Source organism: Streptomyces lienomycini, from assembly GCF_027947595.1.
Taxonomy (GTDB): Bacteria; Actinomycetota; Actinomycetes; order Streptomycetales; family Streptomycetaceae; genus Streptomyces; species Streptomyces lienomycini.
Genome location: NZ_CP116257.1, coordinates 251,858 through 272,484 on the forward strand (window position 1 = coordinate 251,858; position 20,627 = coordinate 272,484).

The following is a 20,627-nucleotide window of genomic DNA, read 5'->3' on the forward strand; positions in this document are numbered from 1 at the left end:
TAATCAGGCACTCGAACGTGGCACGTGTGCAGAGGCGTTGGGGACGGAGAACGTATGGCGCCGAGGATCAATCCCACCGCTCGGCAAGTGCGGCTGGGCGCCGAGTTGCGCAAGTTGCGTGAGGCGACGGGCATGAGGGCGCGGGAGGTGGCGGCCTTTCTGAACTCGACTTCGGCGCAGATGAGTCAGGTGGAGTTGGGTATCTCGGGTGTCAGCGCGGAGCGCGTTCGTCGACTTGCAGCCCATTACGGCTGCGGGGACGAGGCGTTCATCGACGCTCTGGCGTCGTTGGCCAGTGAGCGGTCACACGGCTGGTGGGACGACTACCGAGGAGTTCTGCCCCAGGTGAACCTGGATGTGGCCGAGGCGGAACACCACGCGACCTTCCTGCGGGAGGTCGTGATTACGCACGTTCCCGGTCTTCTCCAAACCTCGGACTACGCTCGGGCGGTCTTCAGGTATATGCGTCCTGATCTGCCCGAGAGAGAACTGGCGCCGCGCGTGGAGCACAGGATGCGACGGCGAAAGGCGATCGAGGGTGACATGCCGACCCCGTACGAGACGGTGATCCACGAGTTCGCACTGCGTGTTCGTGTGGCCGACCGCCAGACGGCTGTGGCTCAGCTTCGGCTCATCCTGGACGAGATCGAAAAGGGGCACGCCACAGTTCGGATCGTCCCGGTCGACCGGGACGGCTTCGCGGGTGCTGACGCCTCGATGATGTATCTGGGCGGGCCGGTGCCCAAGTTGGACACGGGCCTCCTCGACTCACCCACCGGCACCCTGTTCGTCGATGCGGCAGCACACTTGGACCGACTCCGAACACTCTTCCGTACGGTGAAGAAGTCGTCGCTGAACCCCTCGGAGTCACGGGACTTCGTTCACCGCTTGATGAAGGAGCTTTGATGAACTGGCGGAAGTCCACCTACTCCGGCGGCGGAGAAGGGAACACCTGCGTCGAGATCGCGGAGACGGTCACCCGTATAGCCATCCGTGATTCCAAGGATCCCGCCCGAGCTACCCTCTCCGTCCCCGTGCCTTCCTTCGCCGCTTTCGTCGAGGGCATCAAGCGGCACCCTCGGCCTGGGGCGTGAGGATCTCATTCACCGGTTGACGAAGGAGCTGTGGTGATCTGGCGGAAGTCCACCTACTCCGATGGCGGCGAAGGCGACACCTGTGTCGAGATCGCGGAGACGGCCACACACATAGCTATCCGTGATTCCAAGGCTCCCGCCCGAGCCACCGTCTCCGTCTCCGCCTCCTCCTTCACCGCCTTCGTCGAGGGCGTCAAGCGGCGCGACCGGTGACGAGGGCCTCTGACCTCGTCCGGGCCCTTTCGCGGGGGGCTCCTCGTTTCCTATCGTCCGTCCATGACGGCTGCATCCCATGAATCCACCCTCGCGTTCGACCCCTGGAACCCGGCGTTCGTCGCCGACCCCTACCCCGCCTTCGCCGAGCTGCGGGACCGGGGGCGCGTGCTCTACTACGAGCCGAGCGACCAGTGGCTGGTCCCGCACCACGCCGACGTGTCCGCGCTGCTGCGCGACCGCCGGCTCGGCCGGACGTACCAGCACCGTTTCAGCCACGAGGAGTTCGGCCGCACCCCGCCCCCGCCGGAGCAGGAACCGTTCCACACGCTGAACGACCACGGGATGCTCGACCTGGAGCCGCCGGACCACACCCGTATCCGGCGTCTGGTGTCGAAGGCGTTCACCCCGCGCACGGTGGAGCGGCTGAAGCCGTACGTGCACGCACTGGCGGACGACCTGGTCGCCCGGATGGTCGCGGAGGGCGGCGGCGACCTGCTGACGGACGTGGCCGAGCCGCTGCCGGTCGCCGTGATCGCCGAGATGCTGGGCATCCCGGAGTCCGACCGCGCCCCGCTGCGCCCCTGGTCGGCGGAGATCTGCGGGATGTACGAGCTGAACCCGTCCGAGGAGACGGCGGCGAAGGCGGTCCGCGCGTCGCTCGCTTTCTCGGACTACCTGCGCGCCCTGATCGCGGCCCGCCGCAAGGACCCCGGCGACGACCTGATCTCGGGGCTGATCGCGGCCCACGACGAGGACGACGACCGCCTCACCGAGCAGGAGATGATCTCGACCTGCGTCCTGCTCCTGAACGCCGGTCACGAGGCCACGGTGAACGCCACGACCAACGGCTGGCTGGCGCTCTTCCACCACCCCGGCCAGTTGGCGGCCCTGCGCGCGGACCACTCCCTCGTCCCGTCGGCCGTGGAGGAGCTGATGCGCTACGACACCCCGCTCCAGCTCTTCGAACGCTGGGTCCTGGACGAGATCGAGATCGACGGGACGACGATCCCGCGCGGCGCCGAGGTGGCGATGCTGTTCGGCTCCGCCAACCACGACCCGGCGGTCTTCACCGACCCGGAGCGCCTCGACCTCACCCGCCGGGACAACCCGCACATCTCCTTCAGCGCCGGCATCCACTACTGCATCGGCGCCCCGTTGGCCCGCATCGAGCTGGCGGCGTCCATGACGTCCCTGCTGGAGCGGGCCCCGGGGCTGCGTCTGGCGGCGGAACCGGAACGCAGGCCGAACTTCGTGATGCGCGGGCTGACGGAGCTACGCGTGGAACTGTGACGGCTGGGGGCGCCGGCGCCGTCCCAGCAGCCACGCCCCGAGCCCCCACACCACGGCGGGCACGACGGCCCCGGCGAGGAAGACCAACGGCAACTCGGTGAGAACGGCGCCGAAATCCTGCCCGTTGTTCTCGAACCCGTTGCCGAGGTGCCGCTGCGTGCGGTCCGAGGCGCCCCACAGCCACAGGGCCCCCGCGGCACCCGCCATCGACACCAGGCAGCCGCCGTACGTCCCCGCGTCTCGTTTCATGCCCGTCAGGACGTCCGCGCCCCCCGCGCCGGTTTCACGGCGGGGCGGAAGCGGCAGTCGCGACGCCCTATGCCTGGGGCGGGGCGTCGAGGAGGGCCACCCCGTACTCGGCGAGCGAGTCGACGTGGTCCGCGTCGTGACGCGCGTCGGCCTCGCCGACCGAGTGGAAGTAGCCTTCGATCGCCCCGGGGTTGTTGATGACCAGGAACTCCGCCGTCGTGGTGAGCGGCTGGAACGTGTGGGGTATCGACCGGGGACCGAAGACGTAGGCGCCTGGCCCGGCGTCGTGGACGTCGCACGCGTCGAGCGAGGACGAGCCGATCCAGAAGCGGACGCGGCCGGACAGCACCACCCAGCTCTCGTCCTCACGGCTGTGGACGTGCAGGGGCGGTGCGTCCGACCGACGCGCGGTCACCCGCGCGACGCTGACCACTCCCTGTGTCTCGGTGGTCGACACGACCTGTTCCTGGACGCTGTCGTAGTAGCGGTAGTGGGTGCCGTCGCCGGGGTTGCGCACGAACGCGACGCTCATGTGGGTGCTCCCCTTCGTTGTGGTTTAGTGTTCAACTATTTCCGTTGCTTCGCCTCCGCGCAAGGGTCCGCCGCGGTCCGCCGCGATCTGTCCGGATCTCGACGCCGGGCCCCCCGGCGTACGTCACGTCAGGTCCCGTCGCCGCAGCCCGACTAGCCCCGCCCCCACCAGCACCCCGGCGATCAGGACCAGCACCAGCACCGGCGGCCAGCTCATCTCCCCGCCGGGCAGCTTCGGCAGGTGGCCGAAGGGCGACACGTCCAGCACGGCCTGCGGCACGTCCAGCGCCGGTCCGACCCACCCGAGCAGCAGCACCGCGCCCGCGACGGCCCACGCGGCCACCGCAGCCCGGGGCAGCAGCCCGTACAGCAGTACCGCCGCCCCGCCGACCACCCACACCGCCGGCAACTGCACCAGGCACGCGCCCACGATCGCCCCGAAGTCCTGCCCGTACCCGGCGGCGAAGCCGAGCCCGGCGAGCAGCATGATGAGCGCCGCGCCGCCGAAGGCGATCACCAGGTGGCCCGCGGCCCACCGCAGCCGGCCCACCGCGCCCGCCAGTACCGGTTCCGCGCGCCCGGACGTCTCCTCGCCGCCGAGCCGCAGCACCGACGCCACGACGTACAGGGCGGCGACCAGCCCGAGCATCCCGACCATCGCCGAGACGAACGCGTCGGTGAGCCCGGCCTGTCCGCCCATCCGCTCGATGATTCCGCGGGTCCGCTCGTTGTCCCCGACCAGATCGGCGGCGCCCTCCGTCATCCCGCCGTAGACGAGCCCGGCGAGGAGGAAGCCGATGCTCCAGCCGAGGACGCCGCCCCGCTGCAGGCGCCAGGCCAGCGCACCGGCCGTACGCAGGCGTCCGGCGGCCGGTCCCGGGCGGGTCGGCAGGAAGCTCATGCCGAGGTCCCGGCGCCCGGCCAGGCCGTAGGCCACCGCTCCCTGTGCCACCGCCGCGCCCGCGAGCAGCAGCAGGACCCACCACCGCTCGCCGGCGAAGGCCCGCAGGTTCTCCAGCCAGCCCAGCGGCGAGACCCACGTCAACACCGACGAGCCGTCGTCCGTCGCGGAATCGCCCGCCGCCCGCAGGACGAAGGCCCCGCCCAGCACCGCCGCCGTCAGGCCCCGGGCCAGCCGGGCGCTCTCGGTGAGCTGGGCGACGATCGCCGCCGTGGTCGCGAAGAGCATCCCGACGCCCGCGACCCCGAGGCCGAGGGCCAGGGCCCCGGCCGCCCCCTGCCCGGCCAGTCCGGCGGCGATCAGCAGCGCCAGGACGGCGTTGGCGACCGCCGCCGCGAGCAGCGCCGCCGTGAGCGGGGCCCGGCGGCCGACCATTCCGGAGGCGACGACCTCCTGCCGTCCGCTCTCCTCCTCGTCCCGGGTGTGCCGTACGACGATCAGCAGGCTCATCACGGCGGCGAGCGCACCGGCGTACAGGCCGACGCGCCAGGCGGTGAGCGCGCCGAGGCTGTCGCCGAAGACGGGGCCGACCAGCGCCCGCAGCGAGGAGTTGGTCTCCATCTGCCGCAGCAGGTCGGCGCGTTCGGCGGCGGTGCCGTACAGGCCCTCGAGGGTGCCCGGCATGGACAGCACCATGAGCGCGTTCACCCCGGCCCAGACGGGGATCAGTACCCGGTCGCGGCGCAGGGCGAGGCGCAGCAGCGTGCCGGTGCCGGCGAGCCGGCGCGAGCCCCGGGGCCGGGCTGCGAGAGCCGTGGTGGTGGCGTCGGCGGTGGCGGTCATCGGGCCGTCACCTCCGCGGGGGACTCCGCGTCGTCGGCCCGGTAGTGACGCAGGAACAGCTCCTCCAGCGTCGGCGGCGTCGACGTCAGCGACCGCACGCCGGTCTCGCCCAGCGCCCGGAGTACGGCGTCCAGCCCGCCGGCGTCGACCTGGAGCCGGACCCGGTGGCCCCGGACGTCGAGGCCGTGCACGCCGGGCAGGCCGTCGAGCCGGTCCGGGACGCCCGAGAGTTCGGCGGTGACGCTGGTCCGGGTCAGATGGCGCAGGTCGGCGAGGGAACCGCTCTCGACGGTCCGCCCCTTGCGGATGATGCTGACCCGGTCGCACAGCTCCTCGACCTCGCTGAGGATGTGGGAGGAGAGCAGCACGGTGCGCCCGCGCTCGCGCTCCTCCTCCACGCAGCGCCGGAAGACCTCCTCCATCAGCGGGTCGAGTCCGGAGGTGGGCTCGTCGAGGATCAGCAGGTCGACGTCGGAGGCGAACGCGGCCACCAGGGCCACCTTCTGCCGGTTGCCCTTGGAGTAGGTGCGGCCCTTCTTGGTCGGGTCGAGTTCGAAGCGCTCGACCAGCTCGGCCCGGCGTCCCCGGTCGAGCCCTCCGCGCAGCCGGCCGTAGAGGTCGATCACCTCTCCGCCGGAGAGGTTGCGCCACAGCGTCACGTCGCCGGGGACGTACGCGATCCGGCGGTGCGCCTCCACCGCGTCCGCCCACGGGTCCCTGCCGAGCACCTGCGCGGCGCCGGAGTCGGCGCGCAGCAGGCCGAGCAGGACGCGGATGGTGGTGGACTTGCCGGCGCCGTTGGGTCCGAGGAACCCGTGGACCTCGCCGGTCCCGACCTCCAGGTCGAGGCCGTCCAGAGCGTGCGTGCGTCCGAACGACTTGTGGAGTCCGGAGACGCTGATTGCCTTCGTCATGATGTGGAAAGTACGCTTGTTTCAGAAACTTGTGAAGTTAAGAAACCGTCAGGATGATGGGCGGCCCGGGGTGCGAGATGATCGACGGATGACGACGCAACCAGCGGAAGCGGCGGAACCGGGGCGGGACCCCGAGGCGGTGTCCAGGTTCGTGGAAGGCTTCGCGGCCCAGCTCGCCGAGGCCGGGATGCAGCGCATGCCGGCCCGGGTCTTCGCCGCGCTGCTGGCCTCCGACTCGGGTTCGCTGACCTCCGCGGAACTCGGCGAGAGCCTGCGGATCAGTCCGGCCGCCGTCTCCGGCGCCGTGCGCTACCTCTCGCAGCAGCACATGGTCGCGCGCGAACGCGAACCCGGCTCCCGCCGGGAGCGCTACCGGGTCCACAGCAACCAGTGGTACGAGGCGCTCACCAGCCGCGAGGCCATCCTGAAACGCTGGGAGAGCGCCCTGAGCGAGGGCGTCGCCAGCCTCGGCGCCGACACCCCGGCGGGCCGCCGCATGGCCGAGACGCTCGCCTTCTTCGAGTTCATCGACGGGGAGATCGCGGCCATGATGGAACGCTGGCGCGTGCACCGGGAGGAGCGGTTCGGGCGGGGCTGAGCAGCGTCGCCGGTTCGGGCGGCGTGGGAGAGAGCGGCCCTCACCCCGCGGGCAGCGTCAGCCCCCACGCCCCCTCCCGTGCCACCCACGTCCGTGTCCCCACCGGTCCGCACACCACCGCGTCGGCCCGGTAGCGGAAGTGCGCGCCCGACACGGTCACCGTCCGTCCGCTCGCCGTCAGCGGCGTCGCCTCCGCGCCCACGGACAGCGGCCGCACCTCGACCAGGGCCAGCCCGCCGGCGCCCGGCGTCAGCGTGACCCCCTCGACCGGCTGGTCCAGGTCCACCAGCGTCGCCCCGTCCACCTCCACCCGCAGCCGCGCCGTACCGGCCGCCCCCGGGACGAGGGCGGTCCGGGCCGGACGCGAGGAGGCCAGCGTGCGTACGAGGGACTGGCAGGTCCGCAGCCAGGGATGCGCGGGCGCCGGCCCGCCCGGCCCCGCGTCCGCCGTCTTGGCACGGACGGGCGCCGGGGGCACGGGCAGCGGGGCCGGCGGGATCCGCACGGCCCCCAGCACCACCCCGTCGCTGTCGTCGACGAGCAGGTCGAGGCGCCGTTCCGCGCCGTCGAGGACGGCGCGTGCCGCCGCCACCGCCCCGGTCGGCAGCCCCAGCGACCGGGCGAGACCGAGCACCGGCCCCACCGGCACCACCGACAGCGCGCAGCCCGTCAGCTCCCGCTGCCGGTGCAGCAGCGTGACGGCCCGCAGCAGCGCACTGTCGTCGCCGACCACCACCGGGCGCCGCGAACCGCGCCGCCGCAGCGCCCGCGCGAACTCCTCCGGACCGTCCGGCAGACACACCTTCGTATGCGACGCACCCGCGCTGAGCACGTCCTTCGCGATCCGGACGGACTCCCCGTCCGCCCGCCGGGCGACCGGGTCGACGACCACCAGAAGCGGATCGGACCTCGCGGAAGGGTTCGCGGAAGAGCTCGCGGAAGTCGCCACCTCGGCCATGCCTCGCTTCCTCGGGTAGCATCTTTGTGCAAGAGCCCCTTGCGCTATTGCGCCAGGGGCTTCGTCTATACCGGGGCATCCGGTCCGACGGTTGGCGGCCAACGACGGTCGCGGTGCACGCGGTGTCAGATACACCGCGTACGCCCTCGACCTTGGACATGCCCCGCCCGGAAGGGGTGTACGCGCGTGCCCGCACTTGTGCTGCTCGGTGCTCAGTGGGGTGACGAAGGCAAGGGAAAGGCGACGGACCTGCTCGGTGGCTCCGTCGACTATGTGGTGCGCTACCAGGGCGGCAACAACGCCGGCCACACGGTAGTCGTGGGCGACCAGAAGTACGCCCTGCACCTGCTCCCTTCCGGAATCCTGTCTCCCGGCTGCACGCCGGTCATCGGCAACGGTGTCGTCGTCGACCCGTCGGTCCTGTTCTCCGAGCTGAGCGGGCTGAACGAGCGCGGCGTCGACACGTCCAAGCTCCTGATCAGCGGCAACGCTCACATCATCACGCCGTACAACGTCACCGTCGACAAGGTGACGGAACGCTTCCTCGGCAAGCGCAAGATCGGCACCACCGGCCGCGGCATCGGCCCGACCTACGCCGACAAGATCAACCGCGTGGGCATCCGGGTCCAGGACCTCTACGACGAGTCGATCCTCACCCAGAAGGTCGAGGCGGCGCTCGACGTCAAGAACCAGATGCTCACCAAGCTCTACAACCGCCGCGCCATCGCCACCGGCCAGGTCGTCGAGGAGCTGCTGGCCTACGCGGACAAGCTCGCCCCGTACGTCGCCGACACCGTCCTGCTCCTCAACCAGGCCCTCGACGACGACAAGGTGGTCCTCTTCGAGGGCGGCCAGGGCACGCTGCTCGACATCGACCACGGCACGTACCCCTTCGTCACCTCGTCGAACCCGACCGCGGGCGGCGCCTGCACCGGCGCCGGCGTGGGCCCGACGAAGATCAGCCGGGTCATCGGCATCCTCAAGGCGTACACGACCCGCGTCGGCGCCGGACCGTTCCCCACCGAGCTGTTCGACGAGGACGGCGAGGCCCTGCGCCGCATCGGCGGCGAGCGCGGTGTCACCACCGGCCGCGACCGGCGCTGCGGCTGGTTCGACGCGGTGATCGCCCGCTACGCCACCCGCGTCAACGGCCTCACCGACTTCTTCCTCACCAAGCTCGACGTCCTCACCGGCTGGGAGCAGATCCCGGTCTGCGTCGCGTACGAGATCGACGGCAAGCGCGTCGAGGAGCTGCCGTACTCGCAGACCGACTTCCACCACGCGAAGCCGGTCTACGAGACGCTGCCCGGCTGGAACGAGGACATCACCAAGGCGAAGTCCTTCTCCGACCTGCCGAAGAACGCCCAGGCGTACGTCAAGGCCCTGGAGGAGATGTCCGGCGCCCCGATCTCCGCGATCGGCGTCGGCCCGGGCCGGGACGAGACGATCGAGATCAACTCGTTCCTGTAGGCACGGCGCACGCACCACGGCGCACGCACCACGGCGCACGCACCACGGCGCACGCACCACGGCGGCCGGGACCCCGCACGGGGCCCCGGCCGTCGGCGTCGGGACGGCGGATACGCTGGCCGAGCCGGCAAGGGCCGGAACAACAAGGTCACCACGGTCACCACGGACAGCACGGTCATCACGGACAGCACGGAGCGAGCGGACATGCGGAAGCCCACCACCCGGACATGGATCTGGCTGGCCGTGGCGGCCGTCGCCGTGACCGGCGGTGCCTTCTACGTCGGCGGCCACCACGTCTCCGCCGCGCCGCACGCCGACGACCCCAAGTGCGACAAGATCGTCTCCCGCCTCCCCGACGACATACCGGGCGCCTCGCGCGACTGGGCCCTCGGGGACGGCGTCGCCTCCTGGGGCGGCCAGAAGGCGGTGTTCCGCTGCGGCGCCGAGGAACTGCAGCCCAACACCAACCTCTGCGTCACCGCCGACGGCGTCGACTGGGTCCTGGACGAGGCGCGGCTCAAGCGCGACGGCGTGAGCGTCCTGCGGACGTACGGCCGCTCACCGGCCGTGGAGTTCACGTACACCGGGCCGCGCGAGGAGGTCGGCGGCATCCTCGCCACGCTGGATCCCGCCGTGAAGTGGATCCCGCAGAGCAGGAAGTGCATCGGTCTGAACGACGCCGACGTCCTGTGACCGCCGGGCGTTCGTCCGGCCGCTCCGTTCGGCCCTCTTCACCGAGCGCCGGTCCGGGGGCCGGTGTCGGATCGGGGACATGACCGACCGCTGCAGCGCCGCTTCCTGCCAGGGCCCGTACGGCGGCGAGAACGGCCCCGAGAACTGCGGCGACCTCGGCCGCTTCGAGGTCGCCCGGCATCTGCGCGCGCCCCTGCGGGTGTGCCCCGTCCACCTGGGGCCGGCGCTGCTGCTGGCCGAAGGGGTGCTGTGGCCGCCGGGGATCATCCTGGTGCGGTGAGGGCATCGGCTGACCGGGGTCGCACGGGCCCGGATCAGCTGAAGACGATCATCGATCCCTGGGCCAGGCTCCGTGTCGCCGCCGCGTGCAGGCCCAGCCACACATGGCGCTCCCGCGCGAAGGGGCTGGAGTCGTACGGCGCGGACACGGCCGGTTCCTCCAGCTCCGTCGGCGCGAGCGGCGGCCGCGGCGGGGCCGGAGGGTTGGCCGGATCGATACCGAGGGCCGGGGCGACGGCCTCCAGCTCGCGCAGCAGGGCGTGCGAGGAACCCAACGGCCCGCCGCCCGCGAGGAGTTCGTCGTCGGCCAGCGGATGCGGGAAGTCGACCGGGACGTAGGCGCCCGCGTGGTCGTAGTGCCACACCAGGTGGGACTGCTGGGCCGTCGACTCGAACATCTCCAGCAACTGCTCGTAGTCGCCGCCGAGTTCGTCCACCGGCGTCACCGGCAGCCCGCACACCTGGAGGAGGTACGCCCGGCGCAGGAAGTGCAGCGCGTCGTAGTCGAACCCGGCCACCGGGGCGACCTCGCCGGAGAGCCCCGGCATGTACTGGTACACCGGCACCGGCGGCAGCCCGGCCTCGGCCAGCACCTTGTCGTATTGCGCGAGTTCCTCGGCGAACGGGTTGTCCGGTGTGTGGCACAGGACGTCGACGAGCGGTACCAGCCACAGGTCACAGGCCAAAAGAGGGCTCCTCACACAGCACGGTGGTCAGGGCAGCGTAGTCGGTGCGCGTTGCGTGCAGGTCCCATACCCACCTGGGGCCGGACCACGACACCGCGGGCGTTGGTCATCCCCCGGGGCACCCCCCGCGTCGTTCCCCGCGTCATCCCCCGGACCGCTCCCCGGTGAGCCGCTCGATGAGGGCGAGCGAGTGGGCGTTGTACGCGTGGACGAGCGAGCGCGCGCCCTGGATGTCGCGGCGGGCGAGCGCGTCGACCAGTGCGGCGTGCTCCGACCACAGGGCGCCGCGCAGTTCGCTGAGCCGGCGCAGGTGCTGCACGGTGCACACCCAGCTCTGCACGCGCAGCCGGTGCAGGAAGTCGGAGAGGTAGGGGTTGTCGAAGAGGGCGGCCAGCTCGCGCCAGTAGCGCAGGTCGTAGCCGATCAGGACGGTCAGGTCCCCGGCCGCGGCGGCGCGCTGGGCCTCCTCGCCGCGCCGCCGGACCCCGGCGAGGGCGGCGGCGACGCGCTGGTCGCCCGGGTCCGGACCGCCCCGCCGGTCCGCGGCGAGGACGAGGAACATGCCGTCGGTCACGAGGCTGCGGGCCTCGACCATGCCGCGGAAGTCGTCCACCGAGTACTCGTGGACGCGGAAGCCGCGGTGGTGGTCGGCGTCCAGGAGGCCCTGCGCGGACAGGTCGACCAGGGCCTCGCGCACCGGCGTCGCGGACACCCCGTACTGCTCGGCGATCTCCTTGACCGTGAACTCCTGCCCCGGCTGGAGCCGCCCGGCCAGTACCTCGTCGCGGAGCGCGTCGGCGATCTGCTGCCGCAGGGTGCTGCGCGTGACGGCACCGGTACCGCTGGAGCCGGGCATGGTCGGGCGTCTCCTCGTCGCGTTCGGGGCGTCGCCGAAGGGCGCCGTCCGGGGGCGTACTCGTACACATGTCTACCGTGTACGGGCACGCCACCCTACGCGTTGGGGCCGCCGGCCCGTTCCGGCCTACTCCGTGTACTCGTCCGCCACGGACAGTGCCGTGTCCAGGGCCGCGAGGCCCTCCTTCAGCTCCGCCTCGGAGATGTTGCACGGCGGGACCACGTGGGTCCGGTTCATGTTCACGAACGGCCACAGGCCGTGCGCCTTGGCACTGGCGGCGAACGCGGCCATCGGGGTGGCCGCCTGCCCGGTCGCGTTGTAGGGCACCAGCGGTTCCCCGGTCTCCCGGTTCCGCACCAGCTCCAGCGCCCAGAACATGCCGGTGCCGCGCACGTCGCCCACGCTCGGGTGGCGCCGGGCCAGCTCCCGCAGCGCCGGTTCGACGACGTCGGCGCCGAGCCGTGCCGCGTGTTCGACGACGCCCTCCTCCGCCATGACGTTGATCGTGGCGACGGCGGCGGCGCAGGCCAGCGGGTGCCCGGAGTAGGTCAGCCCGCCCGGGTAGGGCCGCTCGGCGAAGGTCGCGGCGATCTCGCCGGAGATCGCCACACCGCCCAGCGGCACGTAGCCCGAGTTCACGCCCTTGGCGAAGGTCATCAGGTCGGGCACCACGTCGTACAGGTCGGCCGCGAACCACGTACCCGTCCGCCCGAATCCGGCCATGACCTCGTCGAGGACGAACACGATGCCGTACTTGTCGCAGATCTCGCGGACCCCGGCCAGGTAACCGGCCGGCGGCATCATGATCCCCGCGGTGCCCGGGATCGTCTCCAGGATGATCGCGGCGACGGTCCCCGGGCCCTCGAAGGCGATCGTCGTCTCCAGGTGCTCCAGGGCCCGCGCGCACTCCTGCTCCTCGGTCTCGGCGTAGAAGCGCGAGCGGTACAGGAAGGGGGCCCAGAAGTGCACGACCCCGGCGGTGCCGCTGTCGGAGGCCCAGCGGCGCGGGTCACCGGTCAGGTTGACCGCCTGCTGGGTGCCGCCGTGGTACGAGCGGTACGCCGAGAGCACCTTCGGGCGCCCGGTGTGCAGGCGGGCCATGCGCACGGCGTGCTCCACGGCGTCGGCGCCCGCGTTGGTGAAGAAGATCTTGTCCAGGTCGCCGGGCGTCCGCTCGGCGATCAGCCGGGCCGCCTCCGAGCGCGCCTCGACGGCGAACGCGGGCGCGAACGTCGTCATCCGCGACGCCTGCTCCTGGATCGCGGCGACGACCTTGGGGTGCTGGTAGCCGATGTTGGTGTAGACGAGCCCGCTGGAGAAGTCGAGGTAGCGCTTGCCTTCGTAGTCCCAGAAGTACGACCCCTCGGCGCCTGCGACGGCGAGCGGGTCGATGAGCTCCTGCGCTGACCAGGAGTGGAAGACGTGCGCGCGGTCCGCGGCCTTCACGGCGGCGCCGGCCTGGGGATTCGGCTGAGGGGTCATGCGGCCGAGGGTAGATGTCCGCGATGCGGAAACGGAATCGGCGTCCTGTCTGCGCTCGTGGGCTTTCCACGACAGGTTGTCGACGTGTCGCCGACGCGGGGGAGCCGCTCCGTTACGGAACCGTGGACGACACCGGCGCCGCGCCCGCCCGCCACGGCACTATCCTCGCCCTGTTGCCCACGTACGGGGGGAAGGCGGCGCAACATGCGGGAGCTCGGGGGCGAGGATCCCCAGCACATTGGCGCCTACCGGCTGCTGGGGCGGCTGGGCGCGGGAGGCATGGGCCACGTCTACCTGGCCCGCTCGGACCGCGGGCGCACGGTCGCCGTCAAGCTGGTGCGCGAGGAACTGGCCGCGCTGGAGGAGTTCCGCGAACGCTTCCGCCAGGAGGTCGAGTCCGCGCGGCGGGTCGGCGGCCCCTGGACGGCGCCCGTACTGGACGCGGACACCGAGGCCGCGGTGCCGTGGGTCGCCACCGGGTACGTCGCCGGACCCAGCCTCCAGCAGGTCGTCGGGCACGACCACGGTGCGCTGCCCGAGCGCTCGGTGCGCACACTGGCCGCCGGGCTCGCGCACGCGCTCCAGGACATCCACGCCGCCGGGATTGTCCACCGCGACCTCAAGCCGTCCAACGTCCTGGTCACCATCGACGGGCCCCGCGTCATCGACTTCGGCATCGCCCGCGCCCTGGACACGGTGACCGACGGCGGCCTCACCCGTACCGGCGCGCTGGTCGGCTCGCCCGGTTTCATGGCGCCCGAGCAGGTGCGCGGCGACCGGATCACGCCCGCGTGCGACGTCTTCTGCCTGGGCTCGGTCCTCGCCTACGCCGCCACCGGCGAGCTGCCCTTCGGCACCGCCAACAGCGGCGTGCACGCGCTGATGTTCCGCATCGCCCAGGAGGAACCCGGCCTGGAGGGCGTCCCCGAGGGCATCGCCGACCTCGTGCGGGACTGCCTGAAGAAGGACCCGGCCGCCCGGCCGGACCTCGCCGAGATCCTGGAGCGCACGGGCGCCCGCGACACGGTCGGCGACGGCCGCTCCCGCGACCCGTGGCTGCCCGGCGCGCTGGTGGCCCAGCTCGGCCGGCACGCGGTACGCCTGCTGGACACGGAGAACCCCGAGGGCCCCGAGGACCCCGCGCCCACCGGGACTCCGCGGCCCCCGGACACCGGCCCGGCGCCCGACGGTCCGCCGTCGCCGCGCGAGCCGGGCAGCGGCGGCACCCCGCTGAACCACCTCCCGACCCGGGTCGCGGGCGGGCACCCGCCCACGCCGCCGCCCGCCGCCCCCGACCGTCCGGCGCACCAGCCGCCCGCCCACGGATACGCCCCGGCCCCGGGATGGAACGCCCCGCCGCCGGGACACCACCAGCCGTACGGCGGTGCCCCCGGCGCGACCCCGCCCTACGATCCGCAGTCGTACGGTCCGCAGCCGTACGGTCCGGAGCCCTACGGCCCCCAGCCGTACGGCCCGCCGCACGAGCCCTCCCGGACGGGCGGTTCCACCGCGCTGCTGATCGTCGTCGCCCTGATCGTCGCGCTGGGCGCGGGGGGCACGGTCTACGCCCTGATGAGCGGGGACGACGCGGGCGGCACCCGCGCCGGCGGCGACCCGGCGACCCGGCCCGCGTCGTCCGCGTCCCAGAACCCGGGCTCCGGCCCCGGCTCCGGGCCGGGCACGGACGGTTCGACCCCGCCCCGGGACGGCACGATCCCCTCGGCCTACCTGGGGACGTGGGCCACCACCATCGACAACGCCTCCGGCGTCCACACCCGGCGGCTGACCCTCCAGCAGGGCGACGTGGGCGACACGGTCCTCTCCCTCGTCGCCGACGGCCCCACGGGCAACGGCACCTACCACTGCGTCTTCGAGGCCGACCTGGCCGGCGCCCCGGGCTCCGGCGGCCCCGTGGACGTCGGTCCCTCCACGGTCGCGAGCGGCCCCGCCGCCTCCTGCACCCCCGGAGCGCCCACCCGGCTCACCCTGCTGCCGAACGGCACCCTGGAACGCACCAACACGAGCACCGGCGAAACCCTCACCTACACCCGCCGGTGACCCTGCCTGACCCACGGGCCCCACTCGGCAAGGACCGTCACCGCGGCTCCGGCGGCCGCTGCCGGGGCATGTTCGGCCGGGCCCCGTTCGTCGGCACGGAGAACCTTCCCGGCCCCACGAACCCCGCCTCGGACCGCCCTGCCCCCGCTCCGTCCGCCGGGCCCGACTGCAACCCCAACGGCGCGGCCCCGGTCCGGAACCCCACCATCCAGTCCGCCGTCTCCGCCCGCACCAGCTCCGTCACGTCCTCCGAGAACCGCCGCAGCACCAGCAGACACCGCTCGGCCGCCTCGCTCGCCGTCCCGTCCGCCGGCCCCAGCACCTCCCGCACGCTCTCCGACGCCCAGTCGAACTGGAGCGCCTGAAGCCGCCGCTGCACCGCCTGCGCCGCGGCCACGTCCCGCATCCACCCGGACGTGACCCCGAAGAACCGGTCCCCCGCCACGCACGCCACCGCCCACAGCAGCGCCAGATATCCCCAGGGCGCGGCCCCGCCCACCAGCTGGGACATGTCCAGCAACGGCAGCGCCGCCCCGGCGACCGCCCCCGCCGCGGCCCCGCACCGCAGCAGCACGGCGCAGCGCCGCTTACCCACCCGGTCCGCCAGGTACCAGGCCACCGTGTCCAGCGCGCCCCGCTCCACCCACCGGTACAACTCGTCCAGCCGCTCGGCGGGCAGCGTCCAGTCGCCGAGGGGGAACGCCCGTCCGGTCAGGTCGCCCGGCGGCGGTCCGGCCGCCCCCTCGCCGCCTCGCCCGTCCTGCGGCGGCCCCTCGGGCTGCATCTCCGGCTGACCCACCCGGCACTCCCTACTGATCGCCGTACTGCTCACCGTCCGCGAGGACTCATGCGCCGGAACCCTGCGCCGGAACCCTTCCTACCGCCCAATGGGTGGCGAAGAGCCGGGTTCCGCCGCTTTTCCGCCCGGACGAGGGCGTTGATCAGGTATAGGGCTCCCACGGCATCACTCGAAAGAGTGCTGGGGCGAGGGCCGCCCGGACCACGTAGGCTCGTGCCGAACGGCAAAACCGTAGTGACCGGAAGCGATGGGAGCCGAACGTGATCCCCGGTGGTGGCCAGCCCAACATGCAGCAGCTGCTCCAGCAGGCCCAGAAGATGCAGCAGGACCTGGCGAAGGCCCAGGAGGAACTGGCCCAGACGGAGGTCGACGGTCAGGCGGGCGGTGGCCTGGTGAAGGCCACGGTCACCGGTTCCGGCGAGCTGCGGGGCCTCAGGATCGACCCGAAGGCGGTGGACCCGGAGGACACCGAGACCCTCGCCGACCTGATCGTCGCCGCGGTCCAGGCGGCCAACGAGAACGCGCAGAACCTCCAGCAGCAGAAGCTCGGCCCGCTCGCGCAGGGGCTGGGCGGCGGCGGCAGCGGCAGCGGCATCCCAGGGCTCCCCTTCTGATCGGATCCGGGTTCGCCTTTCTCGGACCGGCCGAAGCCATCTACCGTACGTAGTGCACGAACCTCAGGAAGGACGGCAGTCCGTTGTACGAAGGCGTGGTCCAGGACCTCATCGACGAGCTGGGGCGGCTGCCCGGCGTCGGTCCCAAGAGCGCGCAGCGGATCGCCTTCCACATCCTGCAGGCGGAGCCGACCGACGTACGGCGGCTCGCCCAGGCCCTCATGGAGGTGAAGGCCAAGGTCCGCTTCTGCGCGACCTGCGGGAACGTCGCGCAGGAGGAGCAGTGCAACATCTGCCGCGATCCCCGGCGCGATCCCTCCGTCATCTGCGTGGTGGAGGAGCCGAAGGACGTCGTCGCCATCGAGCGCACCCGTGAGTTCCGCGGGCGGTACCACGTGCTCGGCGGCGCGATCAGCCCGATCGACGGGGTCGGCCCCGACGATCTCCGCATCCGTGAGCTGCTGGCCCGCCTGGCGGACGGCACGGTCACGGAACTGATCCTGGCCACGGACCCGAACCTGGAGGGCGAGGCCACGGCCACGTACCTCGCCCGCATGATCAAGCCCATGGGCCTCAAGGTCACCCGCCTGGCCAGCGGCCTCCCGGTGGGCGGCGACCTGGAGTACGCGGACGAGGTGACCCTCGGCCGCGCCTTCGAGGGGAGACGACTCCTAGATGTCTGACGCCACGCTGCACGCGACCAACCAGAACCCGGACGACTTCGCGGTCCAGATCGCCGACCAGATCGAGAGCTTCCTGGTGGCCGTCACCGAGGTCGCCAAGGGGGACGAGCCGGACTCGGCGGTCCCCTTCCTCCTCCTGGAGGTCTCCCAGCTGATGCTGGCCGGCGGCCGCCTGGGCGCCCACGAGGACATCGTCCCCGACGAGCGCTACGAGCCCGACCCGGGCCCGGAGCAGGACGTGGACCCGCTCCGGGAGAACCTGGCCCGCATCCTCGACCCGATCGACGTCTACTCCGAGGTCTTCGACCCCTACGAGCCGCGCAAGGCCCCGGTCCCGGCCCGTATCTCCGACGACCTCACCGACGTCATCACCGACCTCCGCCACGGCATGGTCCACTACCGGGCCGGGCGCACCACGGAGGCCCTGTGGTGGTGGCAGTTCTCCTACTTCTCCAACTGGGGCTCCACCGCCTCCGCGACCCTGCGCGCCCTCCAGTCGGTCGTCGCCCACGTCCGCCTGAACCAGCCCCTGGAGGAGCTGGACGGCCTCGACACCGACCAGGAACTGGGCGACGAGGTCCTGGAGTCGGAGGCCGGCCGGGTCATGGTGCGGGAAATCGCGGGCCCGCTGGGCCTGCGGCCGGTCAAGTAGCGGCGCGACGGGATCTCACGTCTCCTCGCCGACGTCCGGGGCGTCCCGGACATGCGGCATGCCCGGTACGCCGAGCAGGCGGAGGAACGCGGTCGCCGCGGGCGTGCGGCTGCCGGGAGGCCAGACGACGTACTCGACGCGGGCCGGTGCGTCGGTGACCTGGATCGTGGTCACCCCGCTGAGCTGGGGCACGTAGGCGGAGGGCAGCATCGCCACGCCGAGGCCCTGTCCGACCAGCCGTGCCAGGAAGTGTGTGTTCGTCACCTCGAAGGCGACGTCACGGGTGAGGCCGGCGGCGGAGAAGGCCAGGTCGGACTGGGTACGGCCGGCGGTCTTCGCCGGCAGGTCAACGAACTCCTCCTCGGCGAGCCGTCGCAGGTCGACCGGCCCTCCGCCGGCGAGCGGGTGATCGGGGGAGACCACGGCGACGAGCCGGTCACGGCCGATCACGTGGGCCTCGACCCCCTGGGGGCGCGCGGTGGTCGGCAGTCCGAGGAAGGCGACCTGAACGTCCCCTTCTCCGACCCGCTCGACGAGTTCCTCGCTCGCGCCCACGCGCAGACTCACGCGCACCCTCGGATACCGCCCGCGGAAGTCGCGCAGGGTGCGCGGGATGTCGACGGCGGCGACGGACGAGATCACGCCGACGCGGAGCTGTCCGCGGACTTCGCCGACGGCGGCGGCCACCTCGTCGGCCGCGCGTTCGGCGGCGGCCAGGCACTGGCGGGCGGCCGGGAGAAACGCCTCCCCGGCCGGTGTCAGCCGCACCCGGCGGGTGGTGCGCTCGAAGAGCCTGGCGCCCAGTTCCCGCTCCAGCCGCGCGATCTGGTGGCTGAGGGCGGACTGGACGACGAGACAGCGCTCGGCGGCCCGGGTGAAGCTCATGGTCTCGGCGACCGCGAGCACGTAGCGCATCTGCTGGAGCTCCATGAGCATTTATCTTGGGTCAAGATAAATGAGGTGACAAGCATGTGTTGGACTCATTGATCGGCCGCGACCAGACTTCGTTGACATGTCCGCACACGTCCACGAGGCCCCGGCCTCGACCTCGTCGCTGAAGGGATGGCTGGGCGTCGCCGCCATCACGGCCAGTCTCTTCGTCTTCCTGACCACCGAGCTGATGCCCGTGGGCCTGCTCACCCCGCTGAGCGAGAGCCTGGACATATCCGTCGGCGTCGCCGGTCTCATGGTCACCGCCCAGGGTGTCGCCGCGGGCCTCGGCGTACCGTTCATCGTCGCCTGGACCAGACGCGTCGACCGGCGCCCGCTGCTGACCACGCTGCTCGCGGTGCTCGCCCTGGGAAACATCGTCACCGCCGTCTCACCGAACTACCCTCTGATCCTCGGCACCCGGCTCTGCATGGGCTTCGCCAGCGGAGTCTTCTGGGCCATCGGCGTGAGCATGGCCATGCGGATCGTGCCCGAACGGCATGCGAACCGGGCCGCCGCGGTGGTGATGTCCGGCATCTCCATAGCCACGGTCGTCGGCATCCCCCTCGGCACCGTCATCGAGGCACGGACCGACTGGCGGACCACCTTCGGCATCTGGGCCGGCCTCAGCGTCCTGGTCCTCGTCGCCGTCGCGGCCCTCGTCCCCTCGATGCCGTCGCGGAACGCGGTGTCCGTCCGCGAGGTCTTCACCCTGCCGGTCAGGAACGGGCAGTTGCGCACCGTGCTGTTCGTCGTCGTCTTCTTCGTACTCGGACACTTCGGCGCCTACACGTTCGTGCGCCCCTACCTGGAGGACACCGCCGACGCCTCGTCCGCGTTCGTCACCACCGTCCTGATCATTTTCGGTGTCGGCGGCGCGGTCGGGAACTTCGTCGCCGGCCACACGGTGAACAAGAGCCTGCACGGCACCTTCGTCACCGGTCTCGTAGGGCTCCTGACGGCCCTGTTGCTGCTGCGCCTCGCCGGGAACGGGGAACTCGGCGCCGTCGTCGCGCTGGTCCTGTGGGGACTCTCCTTCGGCGCCGTGCAGCTGTCCCAGATCAACATGACGCTCGCCTCGGCGCCCGACACCTTCGAGGCCGCCATGTCGCTCAACACCATGGCGTACAACACCTGCATCGCGCTCGGCGCCCTCTTCGGCGGGCTGTTCGTCGACCACGTCGGCGTCACGAGCGTCATCTGGTTCGGCGTGGTCCTGGCCGGGGCCTCGCTGCTGCTGCGGCTCGTCGCCGGGCGGGGGGTGAGGTGACGTTGGAGAACCACACCTGGTCCCACCGCCTCGACGAGGTGGACCTGGAGGAGCTGTCCCGGCTGTATCTGCTGGCTCCCTTGGGCGACAAACCCCCCGAGGTGCTCGCCACGGTGTTCGGCAACAGCCGCTACACCTGCTTCGTCCACGCCGGTGACGTGCTCGTCGGCGCGGGGCGGGCGCTGGCCGACGGGGTCGACTGCGCCTACATCGCCGACGTGGCCGTCCATCCCGAGCATCAGGGGCGGGGCCTCGGGTCGGACATCGTCCGCAGGCTCCTGGAACTGGCGGACGGCCACAAGAAGATCATCCTCTACGCCGCCCCCGGCACCGAGGACTTCTACCGCAGGCTCGGCTTCCTCCACATGAACACGGCGATGGCGGTCTGGTCCGACCCGCGACGAGCCGTCGACACGGGGCTGCTCCGCCCGGAGGAATGACGACGCCGCCTCATCGGGCCGCCCGCCGGACCCGCGTCCGGTCACGTGACGCGGCCCGTTGCGGCGGGGCGGGGGGAGGGAGGGCGCCCAACCAACCGTCGCCCTCGCCTCCCTCGCCTTC

General features: G+C 72.1%; 24 protein-coding genes. 14 read left to right on the forward strand and 10 right to left on the reverse strand.

The genetic code is table 11. From position 1 onward, the window contains the following. Window positions 1-54 precede the first annotated feature (54 nt). The 4 genes from BJ961_RS01215 (at window position 55) to BJ961_RS01230 (ending at window position 2,600) form a co-directional block, all read left to right on the forward strand. Window positions 55-906: a helix-turn-helix domain-containing protein gene (locus BJ961_RS01215; RefSeq protein ID WP_271319460.1), complete on the forward strand. Its 852-nt coding sequence runs from the start codon at window positions 55-57 to the stop codon at window positions 904-906. Next, window positions 906-1,094, forward strand: coding sequence for a DUF397 domain-containing protein (locus tag BJ961_RS01220; RefSeq protein ID WP_271319461.1), 189 nt, complete (start codon window positions 906-908; stop codon window positions 1,092-1,094). The genes BJ961_RS01215 and BJ961_RS01220 overlap by 1 nt, the downstream gene beginning before the upstream one ends. Window positions 1,095-1,127: 33 nt before the next feature. After that, the gene (locus BJ961_RS01225) at window positions 1,128-1,307 is read left to right on the forward strand and encodes a DUF397 domain-containing protein (RefSeq protein ID WP_271319462.1); all 180 of its coding nucleotides are present in this window, start codon (window positions 1,128-1,130) and stop codon (window positions 1,305-1,307) included. Window positions 1,308-1,370: 63 nt separating this feature from the next. Further along, window positions 1,371-2,600, forward strand: a complete 1,230-nt coding sequence (locus BJ961_RS01230) for a cytochrome P450 (protein WP_271319463.1) — start codon at window positions 1,371-1,373, stop codon at window positions 2,598-2,600. Here BJ961_RS01230 and BJ961_RS01235 read toward each other — a convergent pair. The 4 genes from BJ961_RS01235 to BJ961_RS01250 form a co-directional block, all read right to left on the reverse strand. Then, the gene (locus BJ961_RS01235) at window positions 2,583-2,849 is read right to left on the reverse strand and encodes a hypothetical protein (RefSeq protein WP_271319464.1); all 267 of its coding nucleotides are present in this window, start codon (window positions 2,847-2,849) and stop codon (window positions 2,583-2,585) included. The genes BJ961_RS01230 and BJ961_RS01235 overlap by 18 nt on opposite strands. 67 nt (window positions 2,850-2,916) lie before the next feature. Next, window positions 2,917-3,381, reverse strand: coding sequence for a cupin domain-containing protein (locus BJ961_RS01240; RefSeq protein WP_271319465.1), 465 nt, complete (start codon window positions 3,379-3,381; stop codon window positions 2,917-2,919). Window positions 3,382-3,504: 123 nt separating this feature from the next. After that, a complete protein-coding gene (locus BJ961_RS01245) occupies window positions 3,505-5,124 on the reverse strand; it encodes an ABC transporter permease (RefSeq protein WP_271319466.1) in 1,620 nt (539 codons plus the stop codon). Then, window positions 5,121-6,038: an ABC transporter ATP-binding protein gene (locus tag BJ961_RS01250; RefSeq protein WP_271319467.1), complete on the reverse strand. Its 918-nt coding sequence runs from the start codon at window positions 6,036-6,038 to the stop codon at window positions 5,121-5,123. Before BJ961_RS01250 ends, BJ961_RS01245 begins: the two co-directional genes overlap by 4 nt. Before the next feature lie 88 nt (window positions 6,039-6,126). Here BJ961_RS01250 and BJ961_RS01255 point away from each other — a divergent pair, with 88 nt between their 5' ends. Further along, entirely contained in the window at window positions 6,127-6,636 is a 510-nt protein-coding gene (locus BJ961_RS01255) for a GbsR/MarR family transcriptional regulator (protein WP_271319468.1), read from the forward strand. A 40-nt stretch (window positions 6,637-6,676) separates the two neighbouring features. Here BJ961_RS01255 and BJ961_RS01260 read toward each other — a convergent pair whose 3' ends face one another. Further along, the gene (locus BJ961_RS01260) at window positions 6,677-7,594 is read right to left on the reverse strand and encodes a diacylglycerol kinase family protein (protein WP_271319469.1); all 918 of its coding nucleotides are present in this window, start codon (window positions 7,592-7,594) and stop codon (window positions 6,677-6,679) included. 186 nt (window positions 7,595-7,780) lie between these two features. On the opposite strand from BJ961_RS01260, the gene BJ961_RS01265 reads away from it, so the two are divergent. The 3 genes from BJ961_RS01265 (at window position 7,781) to BJ961_RS01275 (ending at window position 10,037) form a co-directional block, all read left to right on the forward strand. After that, window positions 7,781-9,064 carry an adenylosuccinate synthase gene (locus BJ961_RS01265; RefSeq protein WP_271319470.1) on the forward strand — a complete coding sequence of 428 codons (1,284 nt, stop codon included), beginning with the start codon at window positions 7,781-7,783 and terminating at the stop codon, window positions 9,062-9,064. A 204-nt stretch (window positions 9,065-9,268) separates the two neighbouring features. Continuing rightward, window positions 9,269-9,757 carry a DUF3515 family protein gene (locus BJ961_RS01270; RefSeq protein ID WP_271319471.1) on the forward strand — a complete coding sequence of 163 codons (489 nt, stop codon included), beginning with the start codon at window positions 9,269-9,271 and terminating at the stop codon, window positions 9,755-9,757. A gap of 79 nt (window positions 9,758-9,836) precedes the next feature. After that, window positions 9,837-10,037: a hypothetical protein gene (locus tag BJ961_RS01275; RefSeq protein ID WP_271319472.1), complete on the forward strand. Its 201-nt coding sequence runs from the start codon at window positions 9,837-9,839 to the stop codon at window positions 10,035-10,037. Between the two features lie 34 nt (window positions 10,038-10,071). Here BJ961_RS01275 and BJ961_RS01280 read toward each other — a convergent pair whose 3' ends face one another. The 3 genes from BJ961_RS01280 to BJ961_RS01290 all read right to left on the reverse strand — a co-directional run bounded on the left by BJ961_RS01280 (window position 10,072) and on the right by BJ961_RS01290 (window position 13,060). Then, window positions 10,072-10,722 carry a hypothetical protein gene (locus BJ961_RS01280; RefSeq protein ID WP_271319473.1) on the reverse strand — a complete coding sequence of 217 codons (651 nt, stop codon included), beginning with the start codon at window positions 10,720-10,722 and terminating at the stop codon, window positions 10,072-10,074. Between the two features lie 142 nt (window positions 10,723-10,864). Then, window positions 10,865-11,578, reverse strand: a complete 714-nt coding sequence (locus tag BJ961_RS01285; protein ID WP_271319474.1) for a GntR family transcriptional regulator — start codon at window positions 11,576-11,578, stop codon at window positions 10,865-10,867. 126 nt (window positions 11,579-11,704) lie between these two features. After that, complete coding sequence (locus tag BJ961_RS01290; RefSeq protein WP_271319475.1) at window positions 11,705-13,060, reverse strand: aspartate aminotransferase family protein; 1,356 nt, start codon at window positions 13,058-13,060, stop codon at window positions 11,705-11,707. A 204-nt stretch (window positions 13,061-13,264) separates the two neighbouring features. On the opposite strand from BJ961_RS01290, the gene BJ961_RS01295 reads away from it, so the two are divergent. Then, complete coding sequence (locus BJ961_RS01295) at window positions 13,265-15,118, forward strand: serine/threonine-protein kinase (protein WP_271319476.1); 1,854 nt, start codon at window positions 13,265-13,267, stop codon at window positions 15,116-15,118. A 37-nt stretch (window positions 15,119-15,155) separates the two neighbouring features. Here BJ961_RS01295 and BJ961_RS01300 read toward each other — a convergent pair whose 3' ends face one another. Next, entirely contained in the window at window positions 15,156-15,917 is a 762-nt protein-coding gene (locus BJ961_RS01300) for an SLATT domain-containing protein (protein ID WP_271319477.1), read from the reverse strand. Between the two features lie 260 nt (window positions 15,918-16,177). On the opposite strand from BJ961_RS01300, the gene BJ961_RS01305 reads away from it, so the two are divergent. The 3 genes from BJ961_RS01305 (at window position 16,178) to BJ961_RS01315 (ending at window position 17,866) form a co-directional block, all read left to right on the forward strand. Further along, window positions 16,178-16,531 (forward strand): YbaB/EbfC family nucleoid-associated protein, encoded by a 354-nt coding sequence (locus BJ961_RS01305; protein ID WP_271319478.1) that lies wholly within the window; start codon window positions 16,178-16,180, stop codon window positions 16,529-16,531. Between the two features lie 83 nt (window positions 16,532-16,614). After that, window positions 16,615-17,214, forward strand: coding sequence for a recombination mediator RecR (gene recR / locus BJ961_RS01310; RefSeq protein ID WP_087808111.1), 600 nt, complete (start codon window positions 16,615-16,617; stop codon window positions 17,212-17,214). Beyond that, window positions 17,207-17,866 (forward strand): DUF5063 domain-containing protein, encoded by a 660-nt coding sequence (locus BJ961_RS01315; protein ID WP_271319479.1) that lies wholly within the window; start codon window positions 17,207-17,209, stop codon window positions 17,864-17,866. The genes recR and BJ961_RS01315 overlap by 8 nt, the downstream gene beginning before the upstream one ends. Before the next feature lie 15 nt (window positions 17,867-17,881). Here BJ961_RS01315 and BJ961_RS01320 read toward each other — a convergent pair whose 3' ends face one another. Next, a complete protein-coding gene (locus BJ961_RS01320) occupies window positions 17,882-18,796 on the reverse strand; it encodes a LysR family transcriptional regulator (RefSeq protein ID WP_271319480.1) in 915 nt (304 codons plus the stop codon). An 82-nt stretch (window positions 18,797-18,878) separates the two neighbouring features. On the opposite strand from BJ961_RS01320, the gene BJ961_RS01325 reads away from it, so the two are divergent. Both BJ961_RS01325 and BJ961_RS01330 read left to right on the forward strand, forming a co-directional pair. Continuing rightward, window positions 18,879-20,066 carry an MFS transporter gene (locus tag BJ961_RS01325; RefSeq protein WP_271319481.1) on the forward strand — a complete coding sequence of 396 codons (1,188 nt, stop codon included), beginning with the start codon at window positions 18,879-18,881 and terminating at the stop codon, window positions 20,064-20,066. Continuing rightward, window positions 20,063-20,506 (forward strand): GNAT family N-acetyltransferase, encoded by a 444-nt coding sequence (locus tag BJ961_RS01330; RefSeq protein ID WP_271319482.1) that lies wholly within the window; start codon window positions 20,063-20,065, stop codon window positions 20,504-20,506. Before BJ961_RS01325 ends, BJ961_RS01330 begins: the two co-directional genes overlap by 4 nt. Window positions 20,507-20,627: the final 121 nt, after the last annotated feature.